The sequence below is a fragment of the Rickettsia typhi str. Wilmington genome (assembly GCF_000008045.1).
Classification (GTDB): domain Bacteria; phylum Pseudomonadota; class Alphaproteobacteria; order Rickettsiales; family Rickettsiaceae; genus Rickettsia; species Rickettsia typhi.
Window position 1 is genome coordinate 490,235 of record NC_006142.1, and the last position, 22,848, is coordinate 513,082.

Sequence of the window (22,848 nt, forward strand, 5' to 3'; positions counted from 1 at the left end):
ATATAAGGAAAGGTTAATATAAAAAAATTATGCAACAAATAGAGAAGTATATTAAAAAAAAACGTAATGCTATAGATGCTCAAGTAAAAAAATATAAACAAGCTCTTACTGAAATTGGTATTAAATATGATTGTGAGTTCGCACATGTTGCGGTGCCTAATCATGCTACTGGTAGATTTGAATATTTTAAATGGGATTGGATGACAAGCACTACAAGTAGTCATTCAGAAATAGTACAAATATTTCAAGAAATAGTAATGACTTTACAAGCAGCTAAAAATAACCCAATTCAGTATGAAAATTTAGCATCTAGATTGGATTCTAATACTCAAGATATACTTGCTTTTAATATTCAGCAACATAATATTATTGTACCTACTATACATATTAGTCAAAGCGAATTAGTACAAAAAGCTTTAGAAGAAGCAGCACATTGTACTAAAGTTAGTAATGTAACTGCTGAATTTAAAAATTATTTCTCAAAGTTAGATCCTGATGGGGTAGTAGAATTTATGAATTGTACTAAAGGAACAACTATTAATGTTGATGGATGTGTTGGTACTTCTCTTTTAGATAATGCAGTAAATATCAAATATCCTGCAACATGGAACGGTATTTTGACACAAAAATTTTTTATAGAAAATGGTATAACAAATCCATATGCTTCTTTTGAAGAGAAAATAGATAAAACTGTACAGGAAGGTAGTGTCGATGAAAGTTCTATTGAAGAAGTACAAATTAAACAAGTAGAGCTTATTGGTGGTACTTCTGATTTTTAGTAATCTTAAAGTTATTTTTACTTTTAATTCCATTCCTTTAGAGGCAGGCATCAAGTTCTTTCATGTATCATATTATTGATCAGTCATGATATAGCACAGTATACTTTCATGGTTCTTAAAAACTTATCTTTACTAATAATATTATTCTTTTCAATATCAGTGTTTTCTGTTAGTAATAGTCTAACAAATATCCCGATTACAGTTGTGGCTACTGCTACAGGTGCTGATAATAAGACGTTATCAGATTTAAAAAATATTAATGGATTAAATTTACAAATTCCTACTAAATGTTTTATGAAAGATAAATTACCCTTTCTTGCTAGTAGTGACGAAGTGAGATTTAATTGTTTGATGGATGCGTTATTTGATAAGTCAGATAATGTAGTATGGAGTTTACGAGGTGGTTATGGCTCTGCTCGAATAATTCCTGATTTACTCAAGATTTCAAAACCAAATAAAGAAAAATTTTTTATAGGATATAGCGATATAACAGCATTACATCTTTTCTTATCACAAGAATGGGGATGGAGAACAATTCACGGAAGTAATATAGCAGATCTATTAAAGATAGAAAAAGATCAAGGTAATTTTACCAAGCTTGGTGAAATATTAAAAGGTAAAGTAAAGCAAGTAACTATAGATAATTTAATACCTCTTAACGATATAGCAAAATCAAGTGGTCTTGTGCAAGGCAAATTAACAGGAGGTAACTTAACTATTGTGCAGACTAGTATCGGTACACGATGGCAAATTAAGGCTAAAGGTAAAATTCTTTTTTTAGAAGATACGAATGTAGCCCCTTTTAGATTAGATCGTGCGCTTTTACACTTAAAACAATCAATGTTACTGGAGAGTGTTAAGGCTATAATATTTGGTTCATTTGGTAAAGATATTGATGCAACAATGTTAGTACTTCGTAATTTTGCATATAGTTTGAATATACCAGTATTTAAAACAAATAGATTTGGTCATGAGCAAATTAATGATCCAATTATTTATAATACGAATAGTAAGATTATTATGTCGAAGCATAAAGGATTTAAGTTAATTATGGAACTATAGGATTCATTATAAATGCATAAAACACCAGTCTGTTGTTATTTAGAATTTATTAATATTAGTAATCTTAGTAGATTTCTCTATTAAGAATTAATGTAATAACATCGAGTCAAATGCCTATAATCATTATAGTTTGATAAATTAAAATCATAAGAAAAGGACTTGTTGGTAACGTAATATTCGAGTAGTCTTATTAATCCTGCTTTATGTTTATGTAAAGTTTCAATGTTTAAGTCTATTTCTGTTGTTTGTATATATGGTTCCGTACTAGTGATTCTTACATAGGCAATGGTGAGTTTTTTATTTATACAGCTAGATTTATAATTCTTTAGATAAGATGGATTGACAACTTGTGCTCTAGAGCATATGACCGTATCTCTGCCAATGTGAATATTAGACAATTGACTTGTCTCAAGATTGCTGAATGACTTTATATTGAATCCATTTTCTAGTAACATTAAACATTCGATAATAAGCTGAGGAGAGAGTCCAAACTCTATTTCTTTTTTAGTTGGGATAGTGCCAGTTTTATAATCTAGTATAGTTATATCGTTTGATTTACTAACTTCAATTCTATCTGCTATACCGATTATTTTTATATTTTGACCTGCAATATTTAGACGTAATTCACCTTTAATTTCAAAATAGATTTCTTTGCAATTTTTTCTGCGTTCTATATCAAATAGAATAAAAGTTTTACTAAACGCTGTAAGTTTTATTTGCCAAATTTTTTTTGTATACGCTGGTAAAATAGTGCTGTATAAAATATGATTCCCGATATTTATTAAAGCAGCTTGTTTATCAAGCAAATTTAAACACACATATTGTTTGTCGTAATTTTTAGAATATTTTTCTAAAACTTTATGAATAAAATTACCAAAATCTGATATTTTAGGTTCTTCCCATATGTTATCTTTTTTATATAACCCAAGTATTTTCTTAGCATAAAAACCGTATGGGTTTCTTATTAATGATTCTATATCGGTTACTGATAAGACACTTGGAAAGGAGTGACTAATGGTTGTGAGTTTATGATCATCCTGTGATTTGATATCTAGTGAGTTTGTAGCAGGAGTGAGTAATTTTGGGTCAAACCACGGTATGACATGTTTAAGTTGTAGCCTCAAAAATAAATTACATGAGGTAGACAACTTGCCATTATATTTTTTAGCGTTTAGTATAACTATTTGCTTATTTTGTAGTAATAAATTGAAGTAATCTGTATATAGCATAGTAGTTATTGCATCATTGTAATCTATATTTAGTATTTGTAAGGCTTTTTTGCTAAGCAATGGGTGCGGTTTAGCGTTAGGGGACCAGTGTTCATTATTAAAATGCGGTAATATAATTAAGTCAAATCTACATAATACTAAATCTTCAGGTTGTCCTATAATAATACTAGAAGAGTCAGTATTTTTATAATGTTTGATATTAGATAGTAAAAAAGAAAAAATTTTAGGGAAATCTTTTTTATTCATTAAATTTATATGTTTGCTATATGAGATTAAATTTGTTAAAAATTCAATTAGTACTTCACCTTCTTCTTTTTCCCAAATAGTAGGTAAAAGTTTTTCAGCTATCTCTTGAGTTAAGGTTAAAATACCTGTTATATTATGCGGGTTATTTGTAAATAAAATATCTATTAAGTTAGCGCAATACTCTTTGAGTTCTTCATTCTCAAATTGTAATTGCAATAAATATTTAGGCGATGATATAAAACGGTTTTGATTAGATAGCATTAACTCTAACTTTTGCACAGAATGGCAGTTAATTAAAGGATTTTTAAGTAATAAAAATAGAAGTTTTAAATCAAAATTATTACATATTATTTTAATAATTGCAGTTAGTAATTCCCCTATATTAGTACGCCTTAAATCATTACCTAATAGGTCTGAATATTTTTGATCTAAAAAATTACAATATACTTTTTTAAGCTTATTATCGTTTGTAACAATTGCAATATGTTTATCTTTATTAAGTTCACATATATAAGCGATTTGTTTTGCTTCTTCATAAATATTATTAGGTTCAGAATAAGATATATTATTACTAATATAATTATATGATGGATTATAATGTATTATGTAATCCTTTAATTCTTCTTCAAATTTTTTAAAAAAAACATTAGGCTTGAATATTCCAGCCAGTATTATTCGTTTATCTCTTTTCTTTATTTTTATGATTTCTTCTTGTAGTATATTAAATTCATGTATTGTTTTAGTATATTTTTGAGTAAGCGATATTGCTTTTTTCCATTTTAAAAAGCAAATTTCTAGAAATTTATAAATCTTTTGCCAATAATTAGAATTGTTATAGACTTCAATTAATTTGATATCAATATTATTGATTATAAGGTCATTAAATAATTTTCTTAAGATTTCTGCAGATTTTAATGATTCTTCGAGATTAAATGGTAATTCTTTATATTCCGTGATAATGGATGATAAAATAAATAATTCCTCTATTTTAGATATATAATCTGATTCATTTTTTTTAAAAAAGATAGCATTAAAAGGAATAATGATAGGTAATTTAATTTTATATTTATCGATTAAAATCTGCTTTAATTTTAGACATAACAAATTATTAGGTAATATTATTTGAACTTCTATACCTTTCTTTAATTTATCAATAATATACTCAGCAAAATTTTGCAAAAAAGAATAACGAGCAATCATAAATAATATTTTTATTATATATAGTGCATAGCAAGTCTTATTGAGAATATAGTAGACTCAATAATATTTGATTATTAGTTACTTATTATGTCTTTTACAATATATTAATTTATATTTTAAAATAAGGTATTGTTATTATAGTCTACATAATGTAAGGGAGCTCAAAAATTGTATAGCTTATTGTGATAATATACAAGTAGCAAAATAAAAGTATTGTATTATTACTGTTTATAATAATTTGATGTAAGATAATCTATGTAAAATATTTAATTGCTTGGTAATGTGACATGTACTTTATTATAATTATCGTATAGTAATGGTAAAGGTTATATTTTTATATCTGAATTCTATAAAAATGTTGTATATTTTATACAGCTTAGATTATAATAAATAGTTTTAATATAATTATATTGATAATCTTTACTTACTAGCTTTTACTAGTGCTTTAAATAATTGTAAATCTACTCCATTATCATTCATATATTCAGGATGCCATTGTACGCCGATAACAAATTTATGTTTTGTCGCTTCAATTGCTTCCACTATACCATCTTCTGCTTTTGCCGATATAATAAGATCATTACCAAGTTTTTTAATAGCCTGATGATGAGTTGAATTAACCATAGTTTGTAAACAGTTATTAGCTATTTTAGAAAGTTTAGTATTTACTTCTATATTAATTGCATGTGAAACTATGTTTTTAGGTGCAGGTTGTATATGGTTAATTATAGTTTCAATAGGTTCATGATCAAACTCTAATTTTATTGGTAATGTGTACACTTTAGTTGCAAATGCTTCAGTTTTGCTTTCAAATTTTTTTCGATACGTTAGTTTAGAAAAATGTTTAATATAGTCAGGAATATGTTTAATAAGTGTGCCCTTAAACATAACATTTAATAACTGCATACCGCGGCATATTCCTAAAACAGGCATATCTTTCTCTAATGCTTTTTTTAAAACTAATATCTCAAAATGATCACGTTCTTCATTAGAAATTACTAAATCTTCAGCATATTTTTGCTCATAAAATTTAGGATGTATATCTTCATCACCACCTGGAATTACAATACCATTAATAAGTTCCATTAGCTCATTTATTGTATCACTTTGATAAGGTAATAATACCGGTATACCACCAGCTGCAATAATCGCATCGGCATAGTTGCGTCGCAAGGCGTACCATGGAAAATCAGCGTAAGTATATTTTTGACAATTTTTAGCTAAATCAGGTGTTATACCTATAATTGGTTTCTCTTGCATTGTGTTATCGATTTATTATTTTTGTATATTAAAAATGTATTATGAAGAGCTTTTTAGTCTTTATTAAATGATGTAATGGTAATCTATTATTATAGGAGTATTATGATTAAGTTTATTAATAAATCTAAAAGATGTTTTTAAAAATTCACTCTTGTACCATTTCTAGTTAAGTTTTTGTGGAGTATCTTATATTTAAGAACTTGCAATAAAGCATAATATAGTATTCTACATTAAAGATCACATTATACTCAATACTAAGCGTGTCTGCTAAGTTTAATTTAAAAATTTGCTACCATCGTTTAGAAAAACATTAATAACATGGGCTGTGTATTGTTTGGAAAAACTAGTAATTGATTGCCATAAATTACTCCACAATATGTGGGAGTATTTCAAAAGTATGGAATAATGGGTGTGAATTAAGTTTCCATTCGATTGTATCAGCGCAATCACCTCAAGGATTTGTTGTACAATTTTTGCCGTATTTTAGCATGTCGAAAACGATAAATACAAAAAAACAGCAAACATAGAGATCCATGCTCCTATTTATGAAATCATATGCCAGCCTGCAAACCATTTAGGGTAGTTAGGTATTTTTCTTGGTATTTCCGCAAGACCTAAAAAATTTTGTGGAAAAAAGTTAAATTAATACCAATAAATGTAATGAAAAAATGAATTTTGCCTAAAATTCCTGGATATTGTTTACCGGATATTTTACCAAACCAATAATAAAAGCCTATAAATGCAGCAAATAAAGCACTGAGAGACATCGTATAATGTAAATAGGCGATATGTATCGTGTAAGATTTTATCAAGTTCAGAATTTGATAGGATTATTATGATCATAGCTCCAACCATACCTTGATAATCGAATATAGGTTTACGTGAAAAAGTTGAAACAACATAGCTTACTATGCCCAAGCCTTGGAGTATAACCATGTATATTTCAGGATGAGCAAAAAAAGATATTGAAATAATAAAGGATTACTACAACCACAAGGTTTAAACAAAGTAGTGCCAAAGTTATGATCGGTAAGTAGCATAGTGATAGTTACGCTAAGCACAGGTATAGCTAAGATTATCAGAAATGCAGTTACTAATATCAAGAATAATAGCATTTTGAAAAACTCCATCGCAGCATATTTATATTAATGATTAAAATTAATTGATCTGAGTATTGATGAGAGTCCGGTTAAATTTAAGCTAAAATAGTTATATCGACTGCTGTACCTGTATGACCGTTCAAATTACTTAAAAGATGGTAGAGTGCCATATAGTTCCGAGAAAAGCTGAACTAATAAGTAAAAGAAAATCTGGAATTAGTAGCCAAAAACTAGTATTGTTAAGGCATAGAAATGTTATATCAGCTTCTCCTATATAATAGAGGTATAAAATAGTTGCCAAATTCACTGAATAATGTATGCAGAATCATAAAGAATAATAATAGCATGTACCGTGATAAGCACGTTATATAACTGAAAATCATGATTTAAGAAAGTGCAGCCTGGCATTGCAAGCTCTAACCTAAAAATAAAGGAAAATAACCCTCAGACAATTTCAGAAAAAATCGCAAATATGATAACATAATTCCAATATTTTGGTGATTTAGTAGCAAAAAGCCTCCTCATAAACAAGTTTGGAGTATGTTAATTATCACAATTTAGGTCTTCTATATTTGTTAAAAAGCTCATAGCAATTGTAATTTAAATTAATTTCTTAAATTTTATATTAGAATATCTCTACCACGTTCTTATGGAATTAATTAGACTCTAAATCCTAAAAAAATAAATTTCCACATTAAAGTAAATTCATTATTTAAGATTGATTTCTTTATTCTTCTTATTATTTGGATGTTAATTTTGAACTTTTACTATTCATAGCAATCTTATTCTTGAGGGCAATCAAATTGTTGAAATCTTCCTTACTTACTACTTCTATTGCAATTGGCATGAAGACGTGATTGATTACACATAGTTCAAAGCATTGTCCGTAATATACTCATTTTTTTAGTAACTCTTGTCCATGTTTCACTTATGCTTCCTGAGACTGCATCAATTTTAAAACCAAGTGACGGTACAGCAACAATATGTATTACATCAGACGAAGTAATAACAAATCTTATTGTAGTATATTTAAGAATAAAAATTCGATTATCAACATCTAGTAATCTTTTTTTGGCCAACTTTTAAATCCTTATCAAGGATCATTACGCTGTTAAATTCTAAATTATCATAATTAGGATATAATATAATGCCAATACTATTGATAACCTACTATTAAATCAATTTCAGATATTTTTTGGCATGACGCAATACTTTAAAAGATTGTATTGTAATAATTAAGATAATTATAGGTATAACAGTTCAAATTATTTTGTATTAAAAGATTATGTGAAAATTTTTCTGGTACAGGATTATTTGTTGCATTATATCTTATACATACAACGCAAAGTAATCCAGCAACAAATAAAATAATAGCTTTTCTAATAATATAAAGCAGAAAATCATGAATATGATATAACTCATCCATACTCGGACTTGCATGATGCTAGAATGTTATTTGCCACGCTAACGACTCAGAAGAAAAACAATTACTATCAGCAATCAAAAAATAAATTAAAGCAATATATATCTACTTTAAACTTTCTATAAGATTGTTTTGGCAAATATTTAATAATATTCGTAGCAACTATATAAGTTACTACATTAGTATAAATAGATATGCATTTTTTGTTAAAGTAAAAATAAATAAATTTTTGTAAACACTATAATTTTTAATAATATTTGAGCTAGATAGTATTCCTAATATTAGGATGTTAAAGTAAGTTTATAACTTCTATTACTTTCGTATTTATTAACTTAGGATCATGTTGCATTGATTATAGAAATATTCTGTACTAACAGTGCGTAATCTATTAAACTATTTTAGTGTAGGTAATATATAACTTTATCAACAAATATGTGAAAGAACTTAAAATTTTTGCTCATTATAATTATTTATAGGTTGACGTTTAAAATCTTTACATTACTTTTTAGCTTTGCGTAGCAATGTTAATATGACTTTGATTTAATAAATCACAACAAATCACCTACTATTCCATCATTGACATAGATAATGTTATTTAAAGAATTAAAGAATTATTATAATAATATGCTATTTATGATGTTTTAGAACATTCATTTTTAGTTACTACTGTGTATAAAGCCTAGTCATAATCTTATTCATATCATGATTTTAAATCAATAATAACTACGTAATCAAAATTTTACAATTTTTTATTGTAATTTATTTATATATAGTTCATATTATTGTAATAAAAAATTGATTCAAATAATCTTCGGAGCAATTTTAATGAATGATACCATACTATATGGTTTTAATGTACAATCATCTTTTATTAGTGCACGTTTAAAGAAAATCTTTACTCCTGCATTTTTCTTGTCATTGTTATTATTTATAGGTTTAGTTTTTTTTGTATCTTTTGCAATTAATAATTATGTGAATGATACCTTATCCATAACTTTAGTACAGCCGGATAGTAGTGAAGAAGAAACAATTTCATTTAAAGAAGTAGTAGTAAAAAAAGGTGATACTATAAAATCAATTTTGGTAGAACAAAAAATCCCTAAAAATGATATAGAAAAAATTATAAATTTAGTAAAAGCAGGTCAATTATCTTCCACTCTTAAAATAGGTCAGCAAATTACTTTTGAATATGAAACAAAAATTACCGAAAACGATGATGAGGATTTAACTTCAGAGATAACATTCTTAAATAAAATTATTATAATTATTGATAAGCTAAAAACTGTTGAAGTAATTAGAGAAGGCGATAATTTTAAAGTTGAAGAAATTGTAGTACCTTTAAGTAAAAAAGTTTCTAAATCATCTGTAAATATTGAATCAAATTTTATGTCAGCTCTTAAAAAGCTTGGTTTATCAAATAATAGTATAATAGAGTTAATTAATGCTTATGCTTATCAAATCGATTTTCAGCGTCAAATAAAAAACGGTGATACTGCAACAGTAATAACAGAAAAATATATAACTGAAGACGGTAAATTTTCTCATCATGGTAAAATTCTATATGTTTCATTAAATCTTTCAGGGAAAGAATATAATATATATCGCTATTCACATGATAATAATGCGAATAATTATGCATTTTTTTCTGAAGATGGTAAAAGTGTAAAAAGAAGCTTACTTAAAACTCCGCTAAAAGTGATAAAAGTTTCTTCACATTATGGTAATAGAAAACATCCAATACTCGGTTATACTAAAATGCATAGAGGTGTTGATTTTGCAGCTCCAACCGGAACACCTATATATTCTGCTGGAAACGGTGTTATAACGGAGATAGGTTGGAAATCAGGTTATGGAAAATTTATTCAAGTAAAACATAGTGGTACACTATCTACTGCCTATGCTCATGCTTCAAGTTTTGCAAAAAATTTAAAAGTAGGAAGTATAGTAAAACAGGGGCAAGTTATAGCATATGTTGGTAGTACAGGTAGAGCTAGTGGACCGCATTTACATTATGAAGTAAAAATTGATGGCAAACATGTGAATCCTATGTCAGTTAAAACAACACCTGGTATAGAATTAAACGGCAAAAATTTAGAAAAATTTAAACAATTTAAACAAGAAATAAAAACTTTAAATGTGAAGCTTGATAAGGAGTCGTATACTGATGAGATAAACACAGTGTCTTTATGATACTTGATCAATTTCATAAATTGGTGTTTTTCACAGATGCTGTGTACCATTATTGGTATGCACTTCTCATTTTTGGAACGATTAAACCTTTTTAGATTCGTTTCTTATATTTATAAATATATTAATCATCTATGATCTCATTATTTAAAAAACTATATTTTACGTTCTCACGTAGTAGTCGTATAATAATAACCTTAGTTATTATTGATCAGTTAACCAAATGGTGGTTTATTAATAATTTAAGATGGAAGCCAGGCTTAATGCTTAAGGTGACTTCTATTTTAAATATGGTTTATACTTGGAATTATGGTATTAGCTTTGGTTTAATGCGTGAATACTATCAATATAGTAATGCTATTTTCTTAATAACGAACATGATTATTGTGTGTTATTTATATCATTTGATGATATGTTCAAAAACTATAGGTAGTTTTGTAGGTTATAATTTTGTTATTGGTGGCGCTATTGGTAATCTAATTGATAGGTTTTGTAGAGGGGCTGTCTTTGACTTTATTCATTTTCATTATCGCAACTATAGCTTTCCCGTGTTTAATTTAGCTGATTGCTTTATTACGTTAGGAGTCATTATCTTAATAGAAGATTATTTTAGTACTAAAAAAGTTATTGAAGAAACATCAAAAGAGAATTTTGATAATCTTCAAATTGAAGCTATGGCTGCAAAAATTCGTAACACTGATCATGTCAGTAATGATAAAATATAATTTAAATTAGAGGTATTTAAGTGAAACAGATTTTTTTATTATTTACTCTTTTATTCATTACTTCTGCTTGTAATAAGAAGTTAAAAGAAACCTTAGGTCTATCAACAGCAGGACCAAATGAATATCAAGTACAGCGTGTTAAAACACTCGAAACACCGCCTCATTATTACTTAATAGATCCTAGAAATAATAAAACAACTTACAATAATATAAAAGTGAAATGTGAATTGAATGAAGGTGAACAAGCTTTAATGCATGATATGAACTAATATACTCGATGCAGTTCTAAAATTTGCTACTTAATTCTATAAGAATTGTAATTTTAGGTATTAATTCACAGCTTTTGATCTTCACTGTATTAATTCCACATTCTTTTTGAATTCAATCGCTATCTGTTTGTCTTGGATACTTACTTAAAAAACTACAATGACTAATGAATGCATATACAAAACAAAAAATAGGTATTTTCGGGCTTGGTAAAACAGGAATATCTGTTTATGAAGAACTGAAAAATAAATATGATTTAATTGTTTATGATGATTTAAAAGCAAAGAGAGATATATTTGAAAAATTGTTTGGAAATAAACTTATTACTATTTTATCTGATTCAAGATGGCAAGATTTAGATAAAATTGTCTTAAGTCCTGGAGTTCCGCTTACGCATGAAGTAGTAAGAATTGCTCATCATTTTAATATTCCAATTATTTCAGATATAGATTTATTATTTGAAAAGTCAAAAAACTTAAAATTTATAGCTATAACCGGTACAAACGGTAAAAGTACTACTGCTGCTTTAATAAGTCATATCTTAAATAGTAACGGTTTAGACTATACTGTTGCTGGTAATATTGGAGTTCCTGCTTTACAAGCTAAGGCAAGTAAAGACGGGTATGTACTTGAATTATCTTCTTTTCAGCTAGATTTAGTCAAAATCTTTACAGTTAAAGTTGCAGTGCTTCTTAATATAACTCCTGATCATTTAGATAGATATCAGGACATGAACGGTTATATTGCAGCAAAAGCTAAAATTTTTGATCGAATGGATAAAGATAGTTATGCAGTAATTAATATTGATAATGATTATTGTCGTAAAATTTTTTTGCTATTACAGAGAGAGCAGTTGATAAAATTAATTCCATTCTCAGTTACTAAAATTCTTAACAATGGTATATCAATAGTTGATGATAAAATTCACGATAATAATTTAACTTATAAATTGCCTTTGAATAAAAATTTGCAAGGGCTGCATAATTGTGAGAATATAGCTGCAAGTTATGCAGTATCTAAAATAATAGGAGTAGAATCTAAAAAAATACTTGAGTCCATAAGTAGTTTTCAAAGCTTGCATCATAGAATGCAATATATTGGTAGTATAAATAATATAAGTTTTTATAATGATAGTAAAGCGACAAATGCTATATCTGCATTACAATCAATTAAAGCACTAGATAATATTTATTGGCTTGCTGGAGGTATCCCTAAAGAGGGTGGTATTGAGGGAATAAAACCTTATTTTAATAAAATTAAAAAAGCTTATTTTTATGGTCAAGCTAAAACAATGTTTGCAAATACTGCTAAGAATATAATAGATTGTGTAATATGTGATAATCTTGAGTATGCTTTCAATATTGCTTATAAGGATGCAGTAAGTGATAATACGGAGATAAAAAATATCTTGTTAGCACCAAGTTGTAGCTCGTATGACCAATTTAAAAATTTTGAGGAGCGTGGTGAGTTGTTTATCAAGTTATCAAAAAATGTCATTGGAAGTAATTATTTACTAAGCAATCTCAGGATATTTGATTAGATTGTAACCAAGATTACTATTGATTGAAAGAATATATAATATGAACAATGAAATATCTAATAACTTTATAAAATTATGGTGGCGTAGTACCGATAGGCAAATAATAATTTCTTTAATTATTTTATTTGCTTTTAGTCTCATGCTTGTTACTACTTCAGGTTCAATAGTAGCAAGTAGAATAGGGCTTGAAGAAAGTTATTTTGCTTCTAGACAAATATTTTATTTAGCTGTTGCTTCAGGATTAATATTATTATTGTCATGTCTTAATAAAAAATGGTTAAGGCGTTTTGCAATATTGGGATTTATTATGAGTGTTGTTTTATTAATAGCAGTGAAGTTTTTTGGATATGAAGTAAAAGGTGCAGTGCGATGGATTAATATTTTAGGTCTTTCTATTCAGCCTTCAGAATTTATCAAACCATTTTTTGAAGTTGTTACTGGATGGATATTAGCGCTAAAATTTAATGATGATTTTCCAAGTTTTACAATTTGTGTAATATTTTATTTTATTGTTGCTATTCTTTTAATTATTCAGCCGGATTTCGGAATGCTTGTAATGATTACAGCAGTGTTCGGTATTCAGCTTTTTATTGCAGGTATGCCAATATTTTGGATTATGCTAGCTGTTTTTTTAGGAATGTTAGGAGTAACTATTGCGTATTTTTGGTTACCTCATGTAACGCAACGAATTAATTCATTCTTAGATCCTGAAAGTAGTGAGAATTATCAAGTGAGTAAATCTCTTAAGGCTTTTGAGCATGGAGGTTTATATGGATGTGGTCCAGGGGAGGGTGTAGTAAAACAGGTACTTCCTGACTCGCATACGGATTTTATTTTTGCTGTAGCAGGTGAAGAGTTTGGAGCTATTATTTGCCTTATTGTTATCGCTATATTTGCTTTTATAGTATTAAGCAGTTTTATTAAATTATTAAACGAAACAGATAAATTTGTACAATTCGCTGCTAGTGGTATAATTGCACAATTAGGACTGCAAGCAATAATTAATATTGGTGTAACTTTACATTTACTACCTACTAAAGGTATGACATTACCATTTATTAGTTATGGTGGTTCTTCAACAATTGCAATAGCTATCGCAACTGGTATGCTTCTTGGATTTACGAGGCACCGAACCCCTTTAAATTCATATAAAATTTGTAATATTGAAATATGAAAAAAATAATTTTAGTAGCAGGTGGCACGGGTGGACATTTTTTTCCTGCAGTTGCTCTTGGAGAAGAGCTTATAAAACGTGGTTATATAGTGCATTTTATTACTGATTTAAGGTGCAAAAAATATATCAACAAAGATATGAAAATAATTTTTTATCTCTTAGATTTGAAACGATTTAGTAATATTTTGTTGTTTTTGCCAACATTATTAATTGCATTTTTAAAATCTATTAAATTAATTTATCATATAAAGTCTTGTGTCATTATAGGATTTGGTGGTTATCCTGTTATAGCACCAATGTTTGCAGCAATTTTTTTAAGAATACCGATTATAATTCATGAGCAGAATTCTTACCTTGGTAAGGTTAATAAATTTTTTGCACGCTTTGCGAAAAAGATCGCTATTTCTTATGAAGACATAAAGAATGTACCAGAATTTGCAAAAAGTAAAATAGTATTGACTGGTGGAATAGTTAGAAAGAATATTAGAGAATTAGATTCGTTTATATACTTAGCATCACAACATTGTCCAACCAAATTAACTAAAACAGTCTTAACAAACACATTAAATCATTTTGTTAAGGCGCGTAATAATAAATTTTCCAATTGTAATATTTTTACATTATTCATCTTTGGCGGTAGTCAAGGAGCCAAGTTATTTTCAGAGCTGATACCTGCAAGTATCGAAATTTTAATGAAAAAACAGCCAAATCTTGAATTAAAGATAATCCAGCAAGCATCATTAGCGCATCAAGTAAAAATAAAAGATATATACTCGAAATTAAACATTACATATGAATTTGCTGAATTTTTTGATAATATTGCATTGCAATATAAAGTAGCCAATTTAGTGATTTCACGAGCAGGAGCATCTACTATAGAAGAATTGACATATATAGGGTTGCCAACAATTTTTATTCCACTGCCTAGTGCTGCAGATAATCATCAATATTACAATGCAAAATTATTAGCAGATAACAAAGCAGGGTGGTGTTTAGAACAAAATAATATTTCTGCTGAGAAATTAGCTGATCAAATACTTGATTTGATAAGTAATAGACAGTTACTAGAGGATGCTGCACAAAATTTATTAAACAGAAAGCAAGAAGGACATCTGTTGCTAAGTAACTTAATAGAAGATACTGTTTTTCTATAGTTTTACTCTTGATGTATTTTCTATTATTGCAAAAAAAATTGCAAATAATAAAGGCACAGTAATCTTGTTTTAAAGTTTATAACGCATTTTTCAATTACTTGAATGCATGATATTGTTGTTACTTCATACAAGAATATCAAAAATATCTCAAAATAATAATAATTTTATTAAGTTCATAGCACTTTAGTGCTTTATTCTTGCATAATTGCTTATTATATGATGACATTAATCATAATAAAAGCTTTGGAATAATTATGTTAAAAAAAATTATAATATTATTTTTAGGAATATTTTTACTTTCATCTTGTACTGATAATTTTCGGAACTATTTTCAAAGGTCAGCAAACAATAAATTGTTTGATGTTAAAGGTGCTAAAGGTGGTAAAAGAAAACCTGTATATAATAATAAATATATTGCTTTGGCTAAAAAAAATATAGTAGAAGATAATATTGATTATGATAATGACGTTGATGATAACTATGATAATGATGGTCCTTTAATAAGTGAGAAAATAGATAATGTCAAGAGAAATCGTGAAATGTATCTTAATATGATTAAAAGTGATATAGCAAGACAAAAAGCAGAATTTAGTGCAACTCAATCTAATAATGTTATGACTTTAAGTAAAGCAAATAAAAAAGTTAGAAAAGATGATAGCTATAAAGAAAAAAAAATAGAAGAGGAATTAAATCAGATAAAAGCAATGCTTAAAGAAACTAAGCGTGATATCACAAAATATACTTGTCCAAATGCCACAGTAAATCAAAATTATGTACCACCTGTCACAAATTATGAGCATGTAAATTATCCGCCGATCAAAAACAGTAATCCGTATAATAATACTTCTAAGGTAAAGCAAAAGTTTATACGTGAAGATGATGATGACACAAATAATGCTTGTTCTATATAAGATCTTTTTACAATCAGAAGTTTTATTTCTCGAGATTTTGCACTTCCGAAAAAATATAATTAAATAATAACTTAAAAATTTAGTTTTGATTGTTATAAATTATTGCCTACCTGAAAATGCATTAATAAGCAAGATTACATATTACAAAAAAGATTTTAAAAAATTTAAGCGAGCTCAAAAAAAATAACAAATCAATTAAATAGTTTATTGTTATCAAATCATATTATAGGTGTAGTATAGTTGAATTTTTTTGTTATTTATACGTCACTAGTAATAGCTAGTATATTTTATGTCTCTTAAACTTACTAACTCAATATAGTTTTGAGCATAACTTATCCATTATATGCAGTCAGTTCAAATTTGTTGATTGAATTGTTTTAAACTAATAAAAATCACACAATTATTAATCCCATAATTTTTATCCAAAACACCTAAGATTTAAAAAAATAATCTATGTTAATGTTTTTTAAAGAATTACTTACTTGTTACTTTTCTTTTAGTATCGAATCAAAAGAAATAGTTTGCATAGCTTCAGTCAAAACTAAAATTTATTTACTATCAGGATCAAGCATAAAATCTTTACAGATTTTTCAAAGAAAAATAAGAAATGGTGGAATATAAGCATAGTAATTTTTAAATGTGCTAATAAAGTTTATAAACTAAATTATTATTTGATAATATGTTCAGGTGTTTTTTCTATATTAATAAATCATGATTATTCGTTATCATTTTACAGATTGATTATGTCATATTAATATTTTTTGGATCTTACGATCAGGTGGCATGATGAAACAGTTACTATTATCGCAATAATTGCTATAAAATAGCAGTAGTAATAACACTAGTTAAGTTCATTCAGTAATTCATATAAAAGTTTCGTAAAATATACTGCTATTAGTGATAATACATTTTGATATTTTATTTTTTGTGATCTGTCTTATGATTATTTTAAATCACTATAAAATCAATGCAATTGTTGGAGCAATGAAAGACATATTATCAATGATTATAAATAGATCAATAAAAGCAACAGTGCTTACTACTAAAATAGTATGATTATAGTTTAAATAATAAACAGTATATAGGCAGAAAAAATATAGAATTAATTATACCAATAGTATTGATATCTTGTTGCTTATGGATAGTTTATATCAAATTATTATTTGATAGTTAAGATTTCAATAACTTTCTTGATATAAAGACAAAGTGTATTATCATTTTTATAAATTAATTATTAACTTATTCTATTCTATAGCATTTTGTAATTTCTTTTATGTTCTAATTTGAGTAAATGTTTATACAGAATTACTTCGTAATATTCAACTCTGTATACGAGCATAGTATCAAAAGTAATATGGTAACCTATTAGTATACTTTATGATATGACGATGAAGATAGATGATCAGTTCAGTAGGACTGCTTCGTAGTGCATTTTGAGTTGTGATGTTACTTACTATGAATGTAACTCAAATGCTGGATATTATTGACTACTGTTTTTCAAATTTTAATTTAACTGAAGACATGAGTGAGCTTGCTTAAACATGAATAATGGTTTAAAAATATTATTTTAAGTAAAATTCTTGCTTATTATAGCTTATTATATTATGGCAGAATGCTTAAAACATCAAAATAATTATCATGAATAATGCACAAAGAATCATATGCTTAATTACTAATAAATATTTTCTGTAATAAACAATTATTAATATTATATGTATATTATGTCATTTGTCATTTTGTGCCTTGTCTTATGCATCCAGTAATAAAAGATTATAAATATAGTAAAATTACTATCATAACACACTTGTCTCTGCTTCATTATATAATCATAACTGCATATTGGTGAGTATCATTTCTCTTCTATTTTACAAAGCTTTTATTATGAGATTAAATTTAGTTATACTAAATAAGTTATATCAGTTACTTTAGCTAAATTTACAGTCGATTTGTAAATTAGCATTTACAATAATAGCTTTATCAAGTTACACGCTAGCGTTAAGAATATTTATATTACTTAGAATTTGTAAATATTGTTCTTCTGCAATAATTTATTCTTAATTTATTATTATTTTATGATTTTTTCAAGGTTAGTAAATTTGTTTGTGTTTTCTGTAATTGATTTTGAAATGAAAAATATATGCATTCACTGAATTTGCACTTAATATTTCTATTCTAACCTGAGGTATAATTTAATAAGTTTTGTAATACGAGATATCTTCTATTATAACTTTTGTTACCTAAATTCGAATTATATTCTTTTTGAGTATTGTTAATAACATAATGTTAAGCTTCGCTGATCACATGATTTTTTAAAAATGATTAGATGTGTCTTAAATACTGTTAAGCCGCGGTCTGACATTTTTATTACTCTCTTCTAAGTGGAATTATAGAACTTAGCTTTTAAAGTTTAATAGTAACCTTATTAATTATATTTTGTAGTACATTTTATTCAGTCATAAGTATTTTTCAGTAATCTAAATATACTACTCATGTTATTACTTGCAGCAATTTTTACATATTAATTATTCAGTTTATTGTTTTAAATCTGAATAATCGTATTAAAGAGATTTGTAGACAATAACTAATATGTCAATATAGATTATCATTTTATGACTAATTTAAATTTATCTGAAACTTTCTAAAATATACTCTAATTTTTTAGAAACAACCTTAATATCATAATTTTGTTTAAGTTTAAGGTAGGCATTTTTAGAAAATTCTGCTGCTTGTAAAGGATTATCTATTAGATAGATAATTTTTTCTGCTAAATCTTCAATAGAGCCGGCTTTACATATAAGCCCATCTTTTAGGTGTTTTAGAATTTCTTTTGGTCCTTCAGTATCAGTGCTAACAATAGGCACACTTGCTTCCATTGCTTCAAGTATTATAATGCCGAAAGGTTCATGAAGAGATGGTAAGCAAAAAATATCAATCTGTTTAAAGAAAGTATCTCTATCATTAACCCATCCCTTAAATGATATTTGATCTTGTAAATTAAGTTTATGTACTAAAGCAATTAAATTATCTTTTTCATTGCCGTTTCCACCTATAACAACTTGAATGTCATATTTCTTGTCTTTTAAAAGTTTAGTAGCTTTAATGAGAACATCAATACCTTTCTTAGCTACAAATCTTGCGAGTACACCAATTACGATAACTTTTTTATATATTTTATTGGGGACAAAATTTTTAGTAATATTTATCATATTAGGTAAGACAAATATCCTAGATTTATCAAAATGATTTTTTAGTAGAAATTCTTTCATATGATACGTTAATGCAATAACAAAATCACATTTACGTAGTCCTTTTAAACTATAATTATGAGCAATACCTACTAATTTGGTATTATGAGGTTTAGCGAGTTTGCTAAAATTTATTGATCTATTGCCGTGTGCTATAATTATATCAGGCTGAGTTTTGTAGATTATATATTTAAGAATAAGTACCGATAATGGGTCAATCGGTATTAAGTTAATTAGTTTAAAACTTCTTCTATTTAGAAAAGAATTTATTTTTGCTTTATAAGAAGTGACATTTATAACCTCAATTTTCTGTATCTCAAGCGCTGCATTATAGTCTAAAAATGCTTGTTGAATACCGCCAAGATCACGACTTAGCATGATATTAAGTATTTTCATTATTTTAATTTTTTGCTTTCTTTTACTGTGAAATCAGTAAATCAGTCTAAATGTCTATTTTACTAATATTTTTTAGGTATAGAAACTGTTTTGTTTGCTCCAATTCTAGCTTCTACTATAACATAGCCTATTATTTCTAATTTAGTTTCAGTATCCATAATTTTTTGTTCTTCTATAGCTAAATTAGTTATTGTAGTTTTTATTAATGTTTCTATATTTGATTATTGTTTAGATAAGATAATTATCTATGTATAATAAGCTTTATTAAATATATTCATAAAAGTTTAAATCTATTAAATGTCTTATTTCTATATATTGAATTCATATGCATTCTGCAAGTAACATGGCTATTTTACTTGAAGAGTCTTGAATTGATTTTATTTAATGTTGTTAGTGTTGAAAAGCTAAACACAAATTTTAGTACGTGTATCAAGTAAAGTATATCTAAGGTATTATGCCTCAAAGTATATATTATCATTTTTATATTGATATCTTCTTTAAGTATTGGTATTTTGATATTACTACGTCAATCTGAGCTTTTTTGCAAAGTCTAGATACTTATTACATCGTCATCAATTTTATTCATGTATCACCTAACATGTCATTTATCAATAATTATATCTTTATTTTTTTTGTCTTACTGCAAATTATACATAGTTATTTTGAAGTGATAAGAAGTATGAAATTAGCATAATAGTCTATATTGTATCCTAAATTCATTATAGTAAATTGAAAGAAATTTGTTATAATACAATTTTCTAATATGTAAATCATTATGATTAATAAAATTAACTTTGTAAAAATGCATGGTCTTGGTAATGATTTTGTGATTGTTCATAAACGGGATTTAGCCACTGTATGCAATTTATCGCAATTAGCCAAAAATATGGCTGATCGTCATACAGGTATTGGTTGTGATCAGTGTATTATTTATGAAGAGTATAATAATGTTTATACAATGATTATATACAACATAGACGGATCTAATGCTAAATTATGCGGTAATGCTACACGATGTTTAGCAAAGTTAATTTATCTTGATACAGGAAAGAAAGATATTACAATAATGGTAGGCAAGAAAAAATTGTTATGTAATGTGGAAGCTGCAAATAAGATTAGTGTGAATGTAGGAAACGTGAGTTTTAATGAAACTTGGATGCCAAGCCGTGATAGAATTTGGGCATTTGCAGAGCGTTATATGCTTGATTTAAAAGAAACGATGTGTGTTGATATAGGTAATCCACATTTAATTATTTTTAGTAAATTAGAACCGCAAGATCAAAAAATTATCGGTCAAAAATTACAGGCTAAAGAATTATTTGTAGATGGAGTAAATGTGAATTTTGCTGAAGTAAAAGATAATAAAATTTATTTATCTGTTTGGGAGCGAGGAGCAGGGTTAACGCTTGCTTGCGGTAGTGGAGCTTGCGGTAGTTTTGCTGCTGGTTTAAAGCTTGGGTTTGTCCATTCACCAAGTACGGTAGTATTTAAGTACGGTAATCTTATCATGCAAGAAGAAGATGGTAATATAATAATGCAAGGAGAAGCAACCTTTGTAATGCGTGGAGAATATTATTGTGAGAAATAATTTAAGACAAGAAATAGTAACATTTGGCTGTAGACTTAATATTTATGAAAGCGAAATAATACGGAAAAACTTAGAATTATCTGGTCTCGATAATGTAGCAATATTTAATACTTGTGCTGTTACTAAATCAGCTGAAAAACAAGCAAGACAAGCTATTCGGAAGGCTAAAAAAAATAATCCTGATTTAAAAATTATTGTTACCGGCTGTAGTGCTCAAGCAAATCCAAAAATGTACGGTAATATGTCGGAAGTGGATAAAGTTATAGGTAATGAAGAGAAGTTATTATCTCATTATTATCAAATCACTGATCAAAAAATATCAGTTAATGATATCATGTCTGTTAAAGAGACTGCATGTCATTTGGTTAGTAGTTTTGACGGTAAATCTCGTGCTTTTATTCAGGTGCAAAACGGTTGTGATCATAATTGTACTTTTTGTATAATTCCTTACGGCAGAGGTAGAAGTAGATCAACACCTATAGGAACTATAGTAGCACAGGTAAAACATTTAGTATTAAAAGGCTTTAAAGAAGTAGTGATTACTGGTGTAGATGTAACAGCTTATGGTAGTGATTTGCCTGGAAGCCCAACATTCGCACAAATGATCAAACGAGTTTTAAATTTAGTACCTGAGCTAAAAAGGATTCGTTTATCTTCAATAGATATAGCGGAAGTAGATGATGAATTTTTTGAGCTTATAGCTTATAGTAAGAGGATCATGCCGCATTTTCATATTAGCTTACAATCAGGTGACGATATGATCTTAAAACGTATGAAAAGACGTCATAATAGAGCAAGCGTAATAGAATTTTGTCAAAAATTGCGAGCAATACGACCTGAAGTATCATTTGGTGCCGATATTATAGCAGGTTTCCCAACTGAAACCAATGAAATGTTTGAAAATACAAGAAAATTAATTTTAGAAGCGGAATTACAATATTTGCATGTTTTTCCGTATTCAGAACGAGAAGGAACGCCTGCAATACGTATGCCACAAGTACCTAAAAATATAAGAAAAGAAAGGGCAAAAATTTTAAGACAAGATGGTTATAATCAATTAACGGAGTTCTTTAAAAAACATATAGGGCAGAAAGTGGAATTATTAATAGAGAATAATAACGTCGCTCATACCGAGAATTTTATTCCAGTAAAGCTAGATAAATATTTAGCAATAGGGCAGATATTTAAAGCGGAATTGGTAGGAATAGAAAATGGATATATGAAGTGTGTATTGATTTAGTTGTGTACATACATGTATTGTGCACAGTAAAAATTACTAATATTGTATTGATTCACTAAACTATGTAACAAAGTTATGTTGTATCAATGTTTAGATAAAATCTAAAAATAAAAAATAATTAT

General features: G+C 27.2%; 14 protein-coding genes and 2 pseudogenes. 11 read left to right on the forward strand and 5 right to left on the reverse strand.

What is annotated here, in order from left to right; genetic code table 11:
• Positions 1-29: 29 nt before the first annotated feature.
• Positions 30-779, forward strand: coding sequence for a hypothetical protein (locus RT_RS01935; protein ID WP_011190850.1), 750 nt, complete (start codon positions 30-32; stop codon positions 777-779).
• 108 nt (positions 780-887) lie between these two features.
• On the forward strand, positions 888-1,841 hold the full coding sequence (locus tag RT_RS01940; protein ID WP_011190851.1) for an LD-carboxypeptidase: 954 nt from the start codon (positions 888-890) through the stop codon (positions 1,839-1,841).
• Positions 1,842-1,921: 80 nt separating this feature from the next.
• On the opposite strand, the gene RT_RS01945 is transcribed toward RT_RS01940, so the two are convergent.
• The 4 genes and pseudogenes from RT_RS01945 to RT_RS04400 all read right to left on the reverse strand — a co-directional run bounded on the left by RT_RS01945 (position 1,922) and on the right by RT_RS04400 (position 8,404).
• The gene (locus RT_RS01945; protein ID WP_011190852.1) at positions 1,922-4,516 is read right to left on the reverse strand and encodes a PD-(D/E)XK nuclease family protein; all 2,595 of its coding nucleotides are present in this window, start codon (positions 4,514-4,516) and stop codon (positions 1,922-1,924) included.
• A 420-nt stretch (positions 4,517-4,936) separates the two neighbouring features.
• Positions 4,937-5,776, reverse strand: coding sequence for a gamma-glutamyl-gamma-aminobutyrate hydrolase family protein (locus tag RT_RS01950; RefSeq protein ID WP_011190853.1), 840 nt, complete (start codon positions 5,774-5,776; stop codon positions 4,937-4,939).
• A 364-nt stretch (positions 5,777-6,140) separates the two neighbouring features.
• A pseudogene (locus RT_RS04525) lies at positions 6,141-7,401 on the reverse strand (cbb3-type cytochrome c oxidase subunit I).
• Positions 7,402-7,615: 214 nt separating this feature from the next.
• A pseudogene (locus tag RT_RS04400) lies at positions 7,616-8,404 on the reverse strand (cytochrome c oxidase subunit II transmembrane domain-containing protein).
• A 720-nt stretch (positions 8,405-9,124) separates the two neighbouring features.
• Here RT_RS04400 and RT_RS01970 point away from each other — a divergent pair.
• From RT_RS01970 to RT_RS02000, 7 genes are all read left to right on the forward strand, one after another.
• On the forward strand, positions 9,125-10,489 hold the full coding sequence (locus RT_RS01970; RefSeq protein WP_011190854.1) for a M23 family metallopeptidase: 1,365 nt from the start codon (positions 9,125-9,127) through the stop codon (positions 10,487-10,489).
• Positions 10,490-10,620: 131 nt separating this feature from the next.
• A complete protein-coding gene (gene lspA / locus RT_RS01975; protein WP_011190855.1) occupies positions 10,621-11,211 on the forward strand; it encodes a signal peptidase II in 591 nt (196 codons plus the stop codon).
• A 20-nt stretch (positions 11,212-11,231) separates the two neighbouring features.
• The gene (locus tag RT_RS01980; RefSeq protein WP_011190856.1) at positions 11,232-11,480 is read left to right on the forward strand and encodes a DUF3035 domain-containing protein; all 249 of its coding nucleotides are present in this window, start codon (positions 11,232-11,234) and stop codon (positions 11,478-11,480) included.
• Positions 11,481-11,644: 164 nt separating this feature from the next.
• On the forward strand, positions 11,645-13,018 hold the full coding sequence (gene murD / locus RT_RS01985) for a UDP-N-acetylmuramoyl-L-alanine--D-glutamate ligase (protein WP_011190857.1): 1,374 nt from the start codon (positions 11,645-11,647) through the stop codon (positions 13,016-13,018).
• A 40-nt stretch (positions 13,019-13,058) separates the two neighbouring features.
• Entirely contained in the window at positions 13,059-14,192 is a 1,134-nt protein-coding gene (ftsW, locus tag RT_RS01990; protein ID WP_011190858.1) for a putative lipid II flippase FtsW, read from the forward strand.
• Positions 14,189-15,346, forward strand: coding sequence for an undecaprenyldiphospho-muramoylpentapeptide beta-N-acetylglucosaminyltransferase (gene murG, locus RT_RS01995; RefSeq protein ID WP_011190859.1), 1,158 nt, complete (start codon positions 14,189-14,191; stop codon positions 15,344-15,346). The genes ftsW and murG overlap by 4 nt, the downstream gene beginning before the upstream one ends.
• 254 nt (positions 15,347-15,600) lie before the next feature.
• Positions 15,601-16,257, forward strand: a complete 657-nt coding sequence (locus tag RT_RS02000) for a hypothetical protein (protein WP_011190860.1) — start codon at positions 15,601-15,603, stop codon at positions 16,255-16,257.
• Between the two features lie 2,624 nt (positions 16,258-18,881).
• On the opposite strand, the gene RT_RS02005 is transcribed toward RT_RS02000, so the two are convergent.
• Entirely contained in the window at positions 18,882-19,898 is a 1,017-nt protein-coding gene (locus tag RT_RS02005; RefSeq protein ID WP_011190861.1) for a glycosyltransferase family 4 protein, read from the reverse strand.
• Between the two features lie 775 nt (positions 19,899-20,673).
• On the opposite strand from RT_RS02005, the gene dapF reads away from it, so the two are divergent.
• The gene (gene dapF, locus RT_RS02010) at positions 20,674-21,486 is read left to right on the forward strand and encodes a diaminopimelate epimerase (protein WP_011190862.1); all 813 of its coding nucleotides are present in this window, start codon (positions 20,674-20,676) and stop codon (positions 21,484-21,486) included.
• Positions 21,461-22,726, forward strand: coding sequence for a tRNA (N(6)-L-threonylcarbamoyladenosine(37)-C(2))-methylthiotransferase MtaB (gene mtaB / locus RT_RS02015; protein WP_011190863.1), 1,266 nt, complete (start codon positions 21,461-21,463; stop codon positions 22,724-22,726). The genes dapF and mtaB overlap by 26 nt, the downstream gene beginning before the upstream one ends.
• Positions 22,727-22,848: the final 122 nt, after the last annotated feature.